The sequence below is a fragment of the Streptomyces sp. NPDC053426 genome (assembly GCF_055585405.1).
In genome coordinates, this window is sequence record NZ_JBVJKE010000030.1 from 1 (window position 1) to 15,245 (window position 15,245).

Consider the following 15,245-nt stretch of genomic DNA (forward strand, 5'->3'; position numbering starts at 1 on the left):
GGTTGGTGGGGGGTGGGGTGTTGTGGGGGGGGGGGGGGGGGGGTTGGTGGGGGGGGGGGGGGGGGGGGGTGGGGGGTGGGGCTTCCCCCCCCCCCCCCCCCCCCCCCCCCCCGCTTCCCACGGGTGTGGCCCGTGATCAGGCCATGATCAGGTAGATCCCGTAGCCCACCGCCGCCGCGCACGCCGCGAAGCAGGCGTAGGCGGCGCTGACCGCCAGGGCCGCGGACTCGCCCTGCGCGGCGGCCCGCTCGCGGCGGGACAGGCCGTTGATGCCGAGGGTGAACAGGCCCACCAGGGCCACGGTGACCACGAGGCTGACGCCGAAGACGGAACCGAGGGCCGCCCAGTCGATCTTCATGGTGCTCTTCTTCCTTCGTACCGGGTCGCGGTCAGACGGTCGTCTTGGCCGGCGGGACCGCCGGGTCGGTGGGGGCCGGGGCCGAGATCGTGGCCGAGAGGTCCTCGGTCACCGTGCCCGCCGGGGGAGGGGTGACCGCGGCCATGGCCGTGGTGACCACGCCTGCCGGCTCCTCGTCGGCGCCGTCGTGGTCGTTGACGTTGGTGTGGTCGACGACCTCGCGCCGGGAGATCTTCCAGATGGCGGCGCTGGAGACGACCAGGAAGACGGCCACGAGGGCGGTGCCCCAGTCGCCGAAGCCGCAGACCCACTCGGCGAGCGCCGCGACCAGGGCCGCCGCCGGCAGGGTCAGGCCCCAGGCGATGAACATCCGGGTGGCCGTCGACCAGCGGACGACACCGCCCTTGCGGCCCAGGCCCGCGCCCATCACGGAACCGGAAACGGAATGCGTGGTGGAGAGGGAGAAGCCGAGGTGCGAGGAGGCCAGGATGACCGTCGCGGCGCTGGTCTGGGCGGCGAAGCCCTGCTGCGGCTGGAGGTCGGTCAGGCCCTTGCCCATGGTGCGGATGATGCGCCAGCCGCCGAGGTAGGTGCCCATCGCGATGGCGATGCCCGCGGAGAGGATGACCCACATGGGCGGGTCGGAGTCGGGGGCGAGCGAGCCGCCGGCGACCAGGGCGAGGGTGATGATGCCCATCGTCTTCTGGGCGTCGTTGGTGCCGTGGGCCAGGGAGACCAGGCCGGCGGAGGCGATCTGCCCGGCGCGGTAGCCCTTCTCGGAGGCCTTGCCGTCGGCCTTCCGGCCCAGGCGGTAGGTCAGCCGGGTGGCGAACATCGCGGCGAGGCCGGCCACCAGCGGGGCGGCGATCGCGGGGATCAGGACCTTGGTGACGAGGACGTCGCCGTGGACCGAGCCGAAGCCGGCGGAGGCGACGGCGGCGCCGATCAGACCGCCCATGAGGGCGTGCGAGGAGCTGGACGGCAGACCGACCAGCCAGGTCAGGAGGTTCCAGAGGATCGCACCGACCAACGCGGCGAAGATGACCTCGGGACGGATGCCGGACTCGTCGACGAGTCCTTTGGAGATCGTGTTGGCGACCTCCACCGAGAGGAAGGCGCCCACAAGGTTCAGTACGGCGGACATGGCCACCGCGACCTTGGGCTTGAGTGCACCGGTCGAAATGGTCGTTGCCATCGCGTTCGCGGTGTCGTGGAAACCGTTCGTGAAATCGAACGCGAGTGCGGTTACCACCACAATCGCGAGGATCAGCGAGAAGTTTTCCATTTACCCAGGCAATCGTTCGAGGTCATTGGCTGGTCGAACGTAGGTAACCAGGGTGAACGGAAGATGAACTGGAACGGGCATCGTGGTGACCGTAAGAGGTGGTGGGTCCTCCGCCGGATGGCCGCCTGGCAGGATCGCGGCATGACTGAGCAGCCAGGGGACGGGCGGGAAGCAGGGGGCATCCGGGGCGTGCGCGAGGAGGAGGCGCGCGCCTGGACGGAACTCGTCGGGACCGCGCGCCGGACCGTCGCCGACGGACTCGTCGTCGGCACCTCCGGAAACGTCTCGGTACGGGTCGGCGGGACCGTCCTCGTCACACCGTCGGGAGTGCCGTACGACCGGCTGACGCCGGACGACGTGACCGGCGTCGACCTCACCGGCCGGCAGGTCCTCGGCACGCTCGCCCCCACCAGCGAGCTGCCCATGCACCTGGCCGTCTACCGCACCACCGGCGCGCGCGCCGTCGTGCACACGCACGCCGTGCACGCCACGGCCGTCTCCACGCTCGTCGACGAGCTGCCGCTGATCCACTACATGGCGGCGGCACTCGGCGGACCCGTCCGGGTCGCCCGCTACGCCACGTACGGCACGGACGAACTGGCCGAGAACATGCTCCGCGCCCTCGACGGCCGCACCGGCTGCCTCCTGCGGAACCACGGCACCGTCACCCACGGCACGACCCTCACCCAGGCCTACGACCGCACGGCCCAACTGGAATGGATGTGCCACCTCTGGCTCACCGCGTCATCGGTCCCCGGCCTGTCCCCCCACCTGCTGACCCCGGAGCAACTGACGGAGGTGGGCGACCGCCTACGGGACTACGGACAACCTCCCAGCCCGTCCGGCCCTCCCAGCCCGTCCGGCCCTCCCAGCCCGTCCGGCCCGTCCGGCACTCCCAGCCCGTCCGGCGTTTGAGGACAAGGGGGTCCGGGGGCACAGCCCCCGGGGACGGGACGGGAAGGGGCGGCGGGGGCGAAAAACCCACCCCCGCACGACGGCACCCCACGACCGGAAAAGCACGGGCGCAGCCCGACCGTGCGGCGCCCACTGGCCGGGTACCCGTCCCGACATGACACTGGAGAACGTGCGCACTGCCAGAGCGACGGCCGCAGCCGTCACCGCCGTGATAGGGGCCGCCGCCACCGCGGTGGCCGCCGGCCGGCTCGCCAGCGACGCCGCGCTCAGAATGCCCCCCGGCGGCCCCCTCCCCACCGAACCCGGACTCACCGTCCACGCCACCGCCGCCGGCCGGATCACCCTCACCAGGGACTTCGCCACACTCCGCCCCGGACGCCACGGCCTCACCGGTGACGGCTTCCACGCGGTCGTCGGCCCCGTACTGCCCGACCCCCCGGACTCCGCCGACACCGTCGTACGCCGCCTCGAACGCGTCACGTACGGCACCCCGGAGCCCGGCGACCGGGCCAGGCTCACCCCGAACCTGTACGTCGGCGACCCGGGCGGCGCCCTCGGCCTGGACCACACCGACCTCGACGTCCCCGGCGAACTCGGACCCCTGCCCGCATGGTTCGTGCCGGGCGCCCGGGACACCTGGGTGATCGCCGTCCACGGCCTCGGCACCACCCGGGAACACACCATGAACCTCATGGAGTTCCTGCACCGCCACCGCTTCCCGGTGCTCGCCCCCGCGTACCGGGGCGACCCCGGCGCGCCGCGCTCCCCGGACGGCCTCAACCACCTCGGCGAGACCGAGTGGCGCGATCTCGACGCGGTGCTCCACCACGCCGTGGACTCCGGCGCCCGGCGGGTCGTCCTGTACGGCTGGTCCACCGGCGCGACCATGGCGCTGCGCGCCGCCGCCCGCTCCGAGGTGCGCGCACGCGTGGCCGGTCTCGTCCTGGACTCCCCGGTGCTCAGCTGGGAGGCGACCCTGCGCGCCCTCGCCGCGGCCCGGCACACCCCGGGCGCGCTGCTGCCGCTCGCGGTCCGCGCCGCCCAGGGACGCACCGGTCTGTACGGCGACCGCAGGCCCGGCGCCCTCCACCTGGACCGGATCGCGGTCCCCACGCAGATCTTCCACGGCCCCGACGACACGGTGGCGCCCTGGCGGTTCTCCCGCCGCCTCGCCGCCGACCACCCCGACACCATCGCCCTGCACACCGTCAGGGGAGCCCCGCACGGCGCGATGTGGAACGCCGACCCGGAGGCCTGCGAAGAGGCGCTGCGGCGCTTCCTCACCCCCCTGATGTGACCGCGCGGAGGGAGTGCCGGACAGCCGGTGCCGAGGATTCCGTTTAGGGCCGTACCAGTGGCCTGAATCCCTCCCCCGACCGCATCCGGGGCCGGGGCACCGGCCGTCCCGGCGCCGCCGTCGGCATTCCGTTTGGGTTTTCGGACCGTCAACAGGAAGACTGCACTCGTGACGTCCCGTATCCCGCGCGACTCCAGGCTCCGAATCGTCCGCCCGCGACCCCTGGCCGCCGCCCCCACAGCGATGAACCAGCGGCGTCCGCGCCGCCCCGCGCCACGCCCTCCGGAGGGCACGCCGGCCCCGGCGGAGCTGGCCAGAATGGCGCGCTCCGGTCTGGCCGCCGCGGCCCGCGTCGCCCGCTGGGCCGACGCCGCCCTCGGCCCCGGCGGGGACAGCGCCACCGCCGACGGCAAGGCCACCCTCTCCGACGCGACCGCCGAACGGGCGGCCCGTGCCCTGGACCTGACCCCCGCTCAGGTCCGCGCCGACTGGGACACCGCCCGGCTGGCCGGCCTCATCGAGGTGCACGGCGACAGCGCCCGCCCCGGCTGGCGGCTGCGCGCCTGGAACCGCGACGACAGCGCCGTGCTGCGCGGCTGGGTCGCCCTCTGCGACGCCTGGTCGCTCGCCCACCCGGAACCCGAGGAGTACGAGGCCGCCGCCGTCGCCGAGGTCGTCACGGCCATGCCGCAGGTCCTCTCCTTCCTCCAGCTCTCCGCCGGCCCGGTCCCCGTGCCCCAGCTCCTCGACCTGCTCCAGCAGCGGGTGACGGAACTCCGCACGGAACGCTGCGAGGTCGACTACGCTCCGCAGCCCGACGCCTCCGGGGCCGACGCGGCCCGTCCCGACGCGCCGCGGGTCCGCACGGCCGGAGCCGCCGGGGCCCGGTCCGGGCCCGGGACCGAGCTCGGACCCAGGGTGCCGCTCCAGCGGCCCCGGCCCGCGCCCGCCGTGCCCGCCGACGCCGACGCCCCGCTCGAGCCGCTGCTCGACTGGGCGCTGCGCGCCCTCGCCTCCGTCGGGGCCCTCACCTACGGCGACGGGCAGGCCACGCTCACCCCGCTCGGGAGCTGGGCGGTGTGGGTCAAGCTGGAGCAGATCTGCGTCGCCGCGCAGAGCCCCGCCGGGAACATCGAGCAGGGCGCCGAGGACATGCTGCGCGGCTGCGCTCAGCTGCGCCCCAACGCGGCCCGCGCCGAATACCGCGCCTGGCTCGCCGCCCGGCCGGTCGGCAGCGCCGTCACGGAGCTGATCGACGCCGCCCGGGGCGAGGACGCCCTGCTGCGCGGCCTCGCCTTCGAGGCGCTGCGCGTGGTCGGCGCCCCCGCCGAGCCCGAGGTCCGCGCCGTGCTCGACGAGCCGACGCTGCGGCCGTACGCCCTGCTGTGGCTCGCCGAGCACGACGGCGCCGACCCCGAGGACGCCCACGAGGTCCTCACCCGCGAGGAGGCCACCTGGCTGTGGGTGGACACCGCGGCCGCCGTCGCCGACCACGGCGAGGCCCCGCTGCTGGTGCGCCATCTGGAGTCCGCGGTCCAGCCGACCGTCCCCGCGCTGCTCACCGAGGTGCGCGCCGTCGGCCACCCGCGCACCGTCCAGGTCCTGGTCGCCCTGGCCGCAGCCCACCCCGACCCGGCCCTGGCCAAGGCGGTCCGCCGCGCCGCCTTCCAGGTCCACACGGGCGGCTGACACCGCCCGCCGCCCAGCGGCCCGCAGCGCCCGGGCGCGCCCCCGGCTCCCGTCGTCCGCCGGGGCCCGCCCGGTGGCGGGACCGGGACGCCGGGTTTCGGGCCGCCGCCCCGGGGCTGTGATCCCGGTCCCCCGTGGGCCTCAGGATCTCCGCGCTCCGGCCCACCACGTGCCGGTGGCGCGCGTCGGCGTGAAGGACGCCGACGCGCACCACCGGCCGGGCGCCGCACGCCTCACCGCCGCGTCGAACGCCCTGACAGGCCCCTTCGTGCCCGGCATCACCACGCCGTCGCCCCGCGCCGCCGCGCGTCCGCGCACCACTGCTCCGGCACCGGCCCCGGAGACCACCGGGTACACCCGCGCCCAGGAAAAGCGGTTGCGCGGCCCCGTTAGAATGGCTCGCATGGCCATTCTCCTCGCGCATTAGACGGCGGGAACGTCCTCAGCCGCCCACCGCCACCCCATACCTGCCCTGGAGTCTGTCCGTGATCTCCGCCTCCGGCATCGAGCTGCGCGCCGGTGCCCGCGTCCTCATCGAAAGCGCCACCTTCCGCGTCGCCAAGGGCGACCGCATCGGTCTCGTCGGCCGCAACGGCGCGGGCAAGACCACCCTCACCAAGGTCCTCGCCGGCGAGGGCATCCCCGCCGGCGGCACCGTCACCCGCTCCGGCGAGGTCGGCTACCTGCCCCAGGACCCCCGCACCGGCGACCTCGACGTCCTCGCCCGCGACCGCATCCTCTCCGCCCGCGGCCTCGACGTACTGATCCGCAAGATGCGCGAGAACGAGCAGCGCATCGCCAACGGCCAGGGCGCCACCCGCGAGAAGGCGCTCAAGCAGTACGAGCGCCAGGAGACCGAGTTCCTCACCAAGGGCGGATACGCCGCCGAGGCCGAGGCCGCCACCATCGCCGCCGCGCTCAACCTGCCCGACCGCGTGCTCGGCCAGCCCCTGCACACCCTCTCCGGCGGTCAGCGCCGCCGCGTCGAGCTCGCCAGGATCCTGTTCTCCGACGCCGACACCCTGCTCCTCGACGAGCCGACCAACCACCTCGACGCCGACTCGATCGTCTGGCTGCGCGACTACCTCAAGACCTACCGCGGCGGCTTCATCGTGATCTCCCACGACGTCGACCTGGTCGAGACGGTCGTCAACAAGGTGTTCTACCTGGACGCCAACCGTGCCCAGATCGACGTCTACAACATGGGCTGGAAGCTCTACCAGCAGCAGCGCGAGGCGGACGAGAAGCGCCGCAAGCGCGAGCGGCAGAACGCCGAGAAGAAGGCGGCCGCGCTGCACTCGCAGGCCGACAAGATGCGCGCCAAGGCCACCAAGACCGTCGCCGCGCAGAACATGGCCCGCAGGGCGGACAAGCTGCTGTCCGGCCTGGAGGCCGAGCGGAAGTCCGACAAGGTCGCCAAGCTGCGCTTCCCCGAGCCGTCCCCGTGCGGCAAGACCCCGCTCATGGCGGAGGGACTGTCGAAGTCCTACGGCTCGCTGGAGATCTTCACCGACGTCGACCTGGCCATCGACAAGGGCTCCCGCGTCGTCATCCTCGGCCTCAACGGCGCGGGCAAGACCACCCTGCTCCGCCTCCTCGGCGGCGCCGAGAAGCCCGACACCGGCCAGGTCATCGAGGGCCACGGCCTCAAGCTCGGCTACTACGCGCAGGAGCACGAGACCCTCGACCCGGAGCGCACGGTCCTGGAGAACATGCGCTCCGCCGCCCCCGACCTGGACCTCGTCGACGTCCGCAAGACGCTCGGCTCGTTCCTGTTCTCCGGCGACGACGTGGACAAGCCGGCCGGTGTCCTCTCCGGCGGCGAGAAGACCCGTCTCGCGCTGGCGACGCTCGTGGTCTCCTCGGCCAACGTGCTGCTCCTCGACGAGCCGACCAACAACCTCGACCCGGCCAGCCGCGAGGAGATCCTCGGCGCGCTGCGCACGTACAAGGGCGCGGTCGTCCTCGTCACCCACGACGAGGGCGCCGTCGAGGCGCTCCAGCCGGAGCGGATCATCCTGCTGCCGGACGGCGTCGAGGACCTGTGGGGCGCCGACTACGCGGATCTGGTCGCCCTCGCCTGAGCGATTCGCCCGGGGGACGTCAGCCGGGGTTGATCGAAGGTGTGATCCACTGCGTATGGATCATTCGGCCCATCGGTGATCCATCATTCGTGTGAGATCTCCTCATCCCGAGGTGTGTCCTACACGGATTTCGCGGCCGAGTTCCCGGTGAACCGGGGCTCGGCCGTCGCACCTTTCTGACCTGGTACTTCACGGAAGAACTCGTTCGGAGGTGCCGTCGGCACACCGCGGAATCTCTCATTCCGTATGTGGGGATGCGCTCCCGTCGTCACAACCTTGTCTCATCGACCTTGCCGAATGGGTGGCCATGAAGGCCCGGAGGGGTGATCATGAGGAGACCAGAGCGCACTTCCCATGAGGAGGCACGGGTGGCCGAGACTCTGAAGAAGGGCAGCCGGGTGACCGGCGCCGCGCGCGACAAGCTCGCGGCAGACCTGAAGAAGAAGTACGACGCCGGTGCGAGCATCCGGGCGTTGGCCGAGGAGACCGGCCGCTCGTATGGCTTCGTGCACCGCATGCTCAGCGAATCGGGCGTCACGCTGCGAGGGCGTGGCGGGGCGACACGGGGCAAAAGGGCCCCTTCGGCCTGATCCCGGGCGCCCCGGGGACCCGATGGTGACCACCCGGTCGGCCGACTGACCGGCCGGGTGGTTACTGTGCAGTCACTTAGGTCGACCGCACCCATCGGAGGCGCCCCATGGCTTCGTCCGCCCAGGACCTCGGTCCCGTACTCGACAAGGACGGCGTACGGCTCACCGTCGACGACGCGATCGCCACGGTGACGCTGACCAACCCGGCCAAGCGCAACGTGCAGAGCCCCGCTCTGTGGCGGGCGCTGACCGAGGCGGGCCGGCTGCTGCCCGGCTCCGTCCGGGTCGTGGTGCTGCGCGGGGAGGGCAAGTCCTTCTCCGCCGGGCTCGACCGGCAGATGTTCACGCCCGAGGGGATCGAGGGCGAGCCGTCGTTCATCGACCTGGCGCGTCGCGACGACGCCACGCTGGACGCGACCATCGCCGAGTACCAGGAGGCGTTCACCTGGTGGCGGCGCAGCGACATCGTGTCGATCGCGGCTGTCCAGGGACACGCCATCGGGGCCGGTTTCCAGCTCGCCCTCGCCTGTGACCTGCGCGTCGTCGCGGACGACGTGCAGTTCGCCATGCGCGAGACCAGCCTCGGTCTCGTCCCCGACCTGACCGGTACGCATCCGCTGGTCGGCCTCGTCGGATACGCCCGCGCGCTGGAGATCTGCGCGACCGGGCGCTTCGTCACGGCCGAGGAGTCCGTGAACACCGGCCTGGCCAACCTCGCCGTGCCCGCGGCCGACCTGGACGCGGCGACCCGGGACCTCGCCGCGGCCCTGCTGGCCGCCCCCCGGGACGCCGTCATCGAAACCAAGTCCCTGCTCCGAGGCGCCCAGTCCCGCACCTACGACGACCAGCGCGCCGCGGAACGAGCCGCCCAGTCCCGCCGCCTACGCGACCTGGCCGGCCTCGGCGAATAACCCCCATCCCGCCGCATGCCGCGTTCCCGCGGGTAGCCGTGCCGTCCCGCCGTTCCCGCGGGTAGCCGTGCCGTCCCGCCGTTCCCGCGGGTAGCCGTGCCGTCCCGCCGTTCCCGCGAGCACCCGCCCCGCCGTTCCCGCAGGCAGCCGCCTGCCGCCGTTCCCGCGGGCAGTCGTGCCGCTGGGGCGGCACGGGTGGGCGCGACGGCACCCCGCAAGCGCCGGGTCGCGCGACCTCCCGACGGTCAGTCGACCGCCGTGATCAGTACAGCCACGGTGGGACGATCCGGGAGCGATTCGGTCACCGCCGAACGGACCCCCAGGGTCACATCCAGAGGGCGGGCGTCCGCCGCGACCGCGAGGTCCACGCGCGCGTGGCGGCGGGACGGACCGGCGCCGCCCCGCTGCTCGGTCAGGTGAACCGCCCGCCCCAGCACCCCCGTCAGCCGACTCACCCCCGCCACGGCGGCTGCCGCGGCCGCGACCCGGTCCGTCTCCGAGTCACCGGGGCCCGCCGACTCGTCCGTCGCCGACTCACCCGGTGCCGGTTCCGCGACCGGCACCGGCTCCGCATCCAACAGCTCCACCACCCGCAGATCCACCTCCACGACGGCCAGCCCGATCCGCTCCACCACCACTTCCGCCAGCACCTCCCGCAGCCGCGACGCGGTCACCGGCACCGGCCGCCCCGCGGTGGCCGCGAACTCGACGGTCAGCCGCAACGCCCCCGGCGGCATCGCCCCCGGCGGAGCCGGCACGACCGGCTCGCCCGTCACCCCCTCCGGATCGGCGAGCCCGATCCGTACACCGTCCAGGCGTACGCCCGGCACATCCCGTACCACCGCGCGCCGCAGCACCGCCTCCGCCGCCCGCTCCGCGATCCACGCGCCGTCGCGCGGCCCTCCCAGGGCCAGGATCCTGCCCAGCCCCACCTGCCGCCGCACCGCATGAGCCCATCGGTCTGCCGTCATTCCTCCAGCCTGACGCATCTCGGGCGCGGTACCGGACAACCACGCATACCGTGGTCGGTGGAGGACGACCGAAGGGACGCACGGCGATGACCGACATGACCGAGGGAGGCCCGGTACGGGCCCCCGACCCGGAGAAGAACCTTTTGGAGACCACCCCCCGCAAGGGCCAGGGAACCCGGCGCGGCGGCGGCGACCCGGCGACCCGCGGCCGTACCACCATCGCCGACGGTGTCGTGGAGAAGATCGCGGGCCTGGCCGCGCGGGACGTGCTCGGCGTGCACGCCATGGGCAGCGGCCTGTCACGGACCTTCGGCGCCGTACGCGACCGGGTGCCCGGCGGCTCGAAGTCGGTGACGCGCGGCGTGAAGGCCGAGGTGGGCGAGTTGCAGACCGCGCTCGACCTGGAGATCGTCGTCGACTACGGCGTGTCCATCGCCGACGTCGCCAGGGCCGTACGGGAGAACGTCATCGCGGCGGTCGAGCGGATGACCGGACTGGAGGTGGTCGAGGTCAACATCGCGGTGAGCGACGTGAAGCTGCCCGAAGAGGAGGAAGAGGAGCCGGAGACCCGCCTTCAGTGAGGCTCGGTGAGCGGAGGAGCACACCATGAACATGGCCGTGGTCGGCATGATCGCCGGCATGGCGTTGGGCTTCGCCGGATACTTCGGCGGATTCGGGGCGTTCTTGCTGGTGGCGGCGCTGGGCGCCGTCGGGTTCGTCGTCGGGCGGTTCCTCGAGGGGGACCTGGAACTCGGTGACTTCTTCCGGTCCCGTGACGAACGGCGGCGGTGACGGCGGTGAGCACGGTCGTCGAACCCGGCCGGGGCCCGGCCGCCGTCGCGCCGGGTGAGCGCGGGGCGACCAGGATCGCCGACCGGGTGGTCGCGAAGATCGCCTCGCAGGCGGCCCGCGAGGCGGCCGGCCCCCTGCCGCCGGGCGCCGCCCCGCCGCACGCCACGGTGGTGGTGCGCCACGAGGCCGCCCGGGTCCGGGTGCACATCGAACTCGGCTACCCCGGTGACATCGGCGGCCGGTGCGCGCGGGTGCGGCGCCAGGTGGTCGACCGGGTGCACTCCCTGGCGGGGATGCACGTACCGGAGGTCGTCGTCCTGGTCGAACGGCTGCACCTGACGGCCGCGCCGGAAGCGGCCCGGGGGAGGACGCGATGAGCGGACCCGAGGGCACGGTCCTGGAGAAGGACCCGCCGCCCGCGGAGGTGCCCGGCGGCTCCGGCGGGCACCGGCGCTTCTGGTCGGTCCGCAGGGTCCCCGCGGGCCTGGTCGCGCTGCTGACCCTGGTGGTCACGGGCGCGTTCCTGTACGACGTCGTCGCGGTGCGGGCCCACCGTGCCGCGCTGGGCTGGCGCCGGGAACTGGCCCGGCAGCTCGCCGAACGGCCCCTGGACGACATCTGGGTGCTGACCGGCGCCGGGGTCGCCACCGCCCTCGGACTCTGGCTGCTGCTGCTCGCCCTGACCCCCGGCCTGCGCGCCCTGCTCCTGATGCGTCCCGTGGATCCCGACGTCCGCGCGGCACTGCACCGGGACGCCGCCGCGACGGTGCTGCGGGACCGGGCCCTGGAGGTGGCCGGTGTGCGGTCGGTGCGGGTCAGGGTGAAACGCGCCCGCGCGGACGTCCGCGTGGTGTCGCACTTCCGTGAACTGGACGACGTACGGACCGACTTGACCGCGACGCTCGACGACGCCGTGGCCGGCCTCGGCCTGGCCCGGCCGCCCTCGCTGTCGCTGCGCGTACGGCGGCCCGGACAGAAGGGGCGGTAACGATGCTCAAGGGCGTCAACCGGGTGCTGCTCGGGATCACGGGGCTGGTGCTGGTCGTCCTCGGCGGGTCCGTGCTGGCGATCGGGCTGGGCGCGCCGGCGCCCTCCTGGTGGCCGCACGACGGGCGGCACGACGTGCTGCTGGACGAGGCCGAGCGGACCCGGTGGCGGGACGAAGGCTGGTGGTGGCCGGTCGTCATCGCCGTTCTCGCCGTCCTGGTCCTGCTCTCCCTGTGGTGGCTGCTCGCGGTGCTGCGCCGGCGCCGACCGGCCGAGGTACTGCTCGACACCGGCGACGACGAGGGCGCGTCACTGCGCGGAAGGGCCCTGGAACAGGCCCTGGCCGAGGAGGCGAGCCACCTGGACGGCGTGGACCGGGCCCACGTCCTCCTCGCCGGCCACAGAAACACCCCCCAAACCCGCATGCTCCTCTACCTGCGACCCCACATCGACCCGGCGACAGCCCTGCAAGCCCTGGCGAAGGGCCCCCTCACCCACGCCCGAACCTCCACAGGCCACTCCACCCTCCCCACGGAGGCCCGCCTGCAATCCGTAAAACACCACCCGGAACGAGTCACCTAGCCACCCAACTGCGGGCACCTCTGCCACCCAACTGCGGGCAGTCGTGCCTCCCCCAGTGCCTCAAAGGCCTGGGAGGTACCCCCAGGGCGGCACGGGTGGGCGGTGGGGGTACCTCCCGCTCGAGCGAAGCCGAGAGTGGGGGAGGCACCCCGTAAGCGCCGGGCCGCGCGACCCCCCCGCCCCGCACCGGCACAGCGCACCCACCAACCAGCCCCGGCGTCAGAACCCGTGCCGGAACCCCCCGTCCACCGGCACCATCACCCCCGACAGATAAGAAGCCGCCGGCGACAACAAAAACGCGGCCGTACGGCCGAATTCCCCCGGCGTCCCGTACCGCCGCAACGGAATCCGAGACTCCGCAGCCCGCCGCGTAGCCTCCGGATCCGCCGACAACGAGTCCAACTCCCGCACCCGGTCCGTATCGATACGCCCCGGCAGCAGCCCCACCACCCGAATCCCCCGCGGCCCCAACTCGTCCGCCAGCGACTTCGCGAACCCGGCCAGCCCCGGCCGCAGCCCGTTGGAAATGGTCAGCCCGGGAATCGGCTCGTGCACCGACCCCGACAGCACGAACCCGATGACACCCCCCTCACCCAGCTCCGCCGCGGCCGCCCGCGCCATCCGCACCGCACCCAGGAACACCGACTCGAACGCGGCCCGCCACTGCTCGTCGGTGGTGTCGGCGACGAACCCCGGCGGCGGCCCGCCCACGCTGACGAGGATGCCGTCGAAGCGCCCGAACCGCTCCCGCGCGGTGGCGATCAGCCGCGCCGGCGCCTCGGGGTCGGCGTTGTCGACGGCCACCCCGACCGCGTCCGGCCCCAGCGCGGACGCCGCCTGAGCGACGGACTCCTCCTCCCGCCCCGTGACGACCACCTTCGCGCCGTCGGCGACGAGCTCCCGCGCGGAGGCGTTGCCCAGCCCGCGGGTCGCCCCGGTGACGACGTACACCCGGTCCTTCAGTCCAAGATCCATGGCCCTATCCTGCCCCCTCGTCCCCGAACAGGGCGAGAGCGGTGTTCACCAGGCCGATGTGGCTGAACGCCTGCGGGAAGTTGCCCAGCAGCCGCCCGCTCACCGGGTCGTACTCCTCCGCCAGCAGACCCACGTCGTTGGCGAGCCCCATCAGCCGTTCGAACAGCGTGCGCGCCTCCTTCGTCCTGCCGGTCATGTGCAGGGCGTCCGCGAGCCAGAACGAACAGACCAGGAACGTACCCTCCCCGCCGGGCAGCCCGTCGACGGCCGTCGCGTCCGGCGTGTAGCGGCGTACCAACCCGTCCTGCTCCAGCTCCGCGCGGACCGCGTCGATGGTGCCGAGCACCCGGGGGTCGTCGGGCGGCAGGAAACCCACCCGGGGGATCAGCAGCAGCGCGGCGTCGAGTTCGCGCGAGCCGTACGACTGCGTGAACGTGTTCCGCGCGGGGTCGTATCCCTTCTCGCACACCTCCCGGTGCACCTCGTCGCGCAGCTCCCGCCAGCCGTCCAGGTCACCCTCGAGATCCGGGAACTCCTCCAGGGCGCGCACCGCGCGGTCGGCGGCCACCCACACCATCACCTTGGAGTGCACGAAGTGGCGCCGGCCGCTCCGCACCTCCCACAGCCCCTCGTCCGGCTGGCGCCACGCCGTGCGCAGGAAGTCCAGCAGCACCGCCTGCATCGCCCACACGTCCGGCTGCGCGGACAGTCCCGAACGCCGGGCCAGCGCCAGGGAGTCCACGACCTCTCCGTACACATCGAGCTGGAGCTGGTTCACCGCGTCGTTGCCGACCCGTACCGGCGTGGCGCCGCCGAAGCCGGACAGCCACGGCAGTTCGAACTCCGGCAGCCGCCGCTCGCCCGCGAGGCCGTACATGATCTGCAGGTCCGCCGGATCGCCCGCGACCGCGCGGAGCAGCCAGTTGCGCCAGGCCTCCGCCTCCTCCTGGAACCCGGCGGCCAGCAGCGCCTTCAGGGTCAGCGTGGAGTCGCGCAGCCAGCAGAAGCGGTAGTCCCAGTTGCGCACCCCGCCCGGCTCCTCCGGCAGCGACGTGGTGGGAGCGGCGACGATGCCGCCGGTGGGACGGTAGGTGAGCGCCTTGAGCGTGATCAGCGAGCGGACGACCGCGTCCCGGTGCGGGCCGTCGTAACGGCACCGCGCCGCCCAGGCGCGCCAGTCCTTCACGCTGTGCCGCAGCGAGGAGTACGGGGCGACCAGCGGGGGCCGCGGCTCGTGGGAGGGGTGCCAGGTGAGCACGAACGCGACCCGCTCGCCCTCCTTCACCGTGAACTCCGAGAGGGTGCTCATGTCCTCGCCCCAGGTGTCCACCTCCGGGACGCTGCGCAGCCACGCCGAGTCCGGCCCGGCCACCGCCACCCGGTGGCCGTCCGCCCGGCGCACCCACGGCACGACCGAGCCGTAGTCGAAGCGCAGCCGCAGCGTGCTGCGCACGGTCACCTCACCCCGTACGCCCTGCACGATCCGCACCAGGTCCGGCGCGCGGTGGCGCTGCGGCATCAGGTCGGTGACCAGCACCGCCCCCTCGGGGGTCTCCCACTCGGTGTCCAGGACGAGTGTGTCCTCGCGGTAGGAGCGGCGGGCGCACCGGTCCGCGCCGGCGGGGGCGATGCGCCAGTGCCCGTTGTCCTCGTCCCCGAGCAGCCGCGCGAAGCAGGCCGCCGAGTCGAAGCGGGGCAGACAGAGCCAGTCGACCGAGCCGTCCGCGCCCACCAGGGCAGCGGTCTGTTCGTCGCCGATGAGCGCGTAGTCCTCGATACGGTGCACGGGGTGCGGGTTCCCGGCCATCG

The 15,245-nt window shown here is 73.5% G+C and carries 17 protein-coding genes; 12 read left to right on the plus strand and 5 right to left on the minus strand.

Annotated features, from left to right (window positions below):
- Window positions 1-136 precede the first annotated feature (136 nt).
- Entirely contained in the window at window positions 137-358 is a 222-nt protein-coding gene (locus tag ACZ62B_RS36500) for a hypothetical protein (RefSeq protein ID WP_217136093.1), read from the minus strand.
- A gap of 31 nt (window positions 359-389) precedes the next feature.
- Window positions 390-1,643 carry an inorganic phosphate transporter gene (locus tag ACZ62B_RS36505; protein ID WP_344563885.1) on the minus strand — a complete coding sequence of 418 codons (1,254 nt, stop codon included), beginning with the start codon at window positions 1,641-1,643 and terminating at the stop codon, window positions 390-392.
- Between the two features lie 141 nt (window positions 1,644-1,784).
- Between ACZ62B_RS36505 and ACZ62B_RS36510 the strand changes: the two genes are divergently transcribed.
- From ACZ62B_RS36510 to ACZ62B_RS36540, 7 genes are all read left to right on the plus strand, one after another.
- The gene (locus tag ACZ62B_RS36510; RefSeq protein WP_469693700.1) at window positions 1,785-2,558 is read left to right on the plus strand and encodes a class II aldolase/adducin family protein; all 774 of its coding nucleotides are present in this window, start codon (window positions 1,785-1,787) and stop codon (window positions 2,556-2,558) included.
- Between the two features lie 169 nt (window positions 2,559-2,727).
- Complete coding sequence (locus tag ACZ62B_RS36515) at window positions 2,728-3,855, plus strand: alpha/beta hydrolase family protein (RefSeq protein WP_344563881.1); 1,128 nt, start codon at window positions 2,728-2,730, stop codon at window positions 3,853-3,855.
- A 243-nt stretch (window positions 3,856-4,098) separates the two neighbouring features.
- Complete coding sequence (locus ACZ62B_RS36520) at window positions 4,099-5,544, plus strand: hypothetical protein (protein ID WP_468888736.1); 1,446 nt, start codon at window positions 4,099-4,101, stop codon at window positions 5,542-5,544.
- A gap of 175 nt (window positions 5,545-5,719) precedes the next feature.
- Window positions 5,720-5,971: a hypothetical protein gene (locus ACZ62B_RS36525; protein ID WP_344563879.1), complete on the plus strand. Its 252-nt coding sequence runs from the start codon at window positions 5,720-5,722 to the stop codon at window positions 5,969-5,971.
- A 58-nt stretch (window positions 5,972-6,029) separates the two neighbouring features.
- The gene (locus tag ACZ62B_RS36530) at window positions 6,030-7,628 is read left to right on the plus strand and encodes an ABC-F family ATP-binding cassette domain-containing protein (RefSeq protein ID WP_073937472.1); all 1,599 of its coding nucleotides are present in this window, start codon (window positions 6,030-6,032) and stop codon (window positions 7,626-7,628) included.
- 368 nt (window positions 7,629-7,996) lie between these two features.
- Window positions 7,997-8,218 (plus strand): helix-turn-helix domain-containing protein, encoded by a 222-nt coding sequence (locus ACZ62B_RS36535; RefSeq protein ID WP_030858495.1) that lies wholly within the window; start codon window positions 7,997-7,999, stop codon window positions 8,216-8,218.
- Between the two features lie 107 nt (window positions 8,219-8,325).
- The gene (locus tag ACZ62B_RS36540; protein ID WP_468888709.1) at window positions 8,326-9,129 is read left to right on the plus strand and encodes an enoyl-CoA hydratase/isomerase family protein; all 804 of its coding nucleotides are present in this window, start codon (window positions 8,326-8,328) and stop codon (window positions 9,127-9,129) included.
- A gap of 245 nt (window positions 9,130-9,374) precedes the next feature.
- Here the strand turns inward: ACZ62B_RS36540 and ACZ62B_RS36545 are convergent, their stop codons facing one another.
- Window positions 9,375-10,100, minus strand: coding sequence for a nucleopolyhedrovirus P10 family protein (locus ACZ62B_RS36545; RefSeq protein ID WP_469693702.1), 726 nt, complete (start codon window positions 10,098-10,100; stop codon window positions 9,375-9,377).
- Between the two features lie 86 nt (window positions 10,101-10,186).
- On the opposite strand from ACZ62B_RS36545, the gene ACZ62B_RS36550 reads away from it, so the two are divergent.
- The 5 genes from ACZ62B_RS36550 to amaP are packed head-to-tail and all read left to right on the plus strand — an operon-like array spanning window position 10,187 to window position 12,461.
- Entirely contained in the window at window positions 10,187-10,681 is a 495-nt protein-coding gene (locus ACZ62B_RS36550) for an Asp23/Gls24 family envelope stress response protein (protein WP_344563872.1), read from the plus strand.
- Window positions 10,682-10,706: 25 nt separating this feature from the next.
- On the plus strand, window positions 10,707-10,892 hold the full coding sequence (locus ACZ62B_RS36555; RefSeq protein WP_073937463.1) for a hypothetical protein: 186 nt from the start codon (window positions 10,707-10,709) through the stop codon (window positions 10,890-10,892).
- Complete coding sequence (locus tag ACZ62B_RS36560) at window positions 10,889-11,269, plus strand: hypothetical protein (protein WP_344563870.1); 381 nt, start codon at window positions 10,889-10,891, stop codon at window positions 11,267-11,269. Before ACZ62B_RS36555 ends, ACZ62B_RS36560 begins: the two co-directional genes overlap by 4 nt.
- Window positions 11,266-11,880, plus strand: a complete 615-nt coding sequence (locus tag ACZ62B_RS36565; RefSeq protein WP_344563868.1) for a DUF6286 domain-containing protein — start codon at window positions 11,266-11,268, stop codon at window positions 11,878-11,880. Before ACZ62B_RS36560 ends, ACZ62B_RS36565 begins: the two co-directional genes overlap by 4 nt.
- Before the next feature lie 2 nt (window positions 11,881-11,882).
- Window positions 11,883-12,461: an alkaline shock response membrane anchor protein AmaP gene (gene amaP, locus ACZ62B_RS36570; protein WP_344563866.1), complete on the plus strand. Its 579-nt coding sequence runs from the start codon at window positions 11,883-11,885 to the stop codon at window positions 12,459-12,461.
- Between the two features lie 219 nt (window positions 12,462-12,680).
- On the opposite strand, the gene ACZ62B_RS36575 is transcribed toward amaP, so the two are convergent.
- Entirely contained in the window at window positions 12,681-13,436 is a 756-nt protein-coding gene (locus tag ACZ62B_RS36575; RefSeq protein ID WP_344563864.1) for an SDR family oxidoreductase, read from the minus strand.
- 4 nt (window positions 13,437-13,440) lie between these two features.
- Window positions 13,441-15,243, minus strand: a complete 1,803-nt coding sequence (locus ACZ62B_RS36580; RefSeq protein ID WP_469693705.1) for a glycoside hydrolase family 15 protein — start codon at window positions 15,241-15,243, stop codon at window positions 13,441-13,443.
- Between the last annotated feature and the right edge of the window lie 2 nt (window positions 15,244-15,245).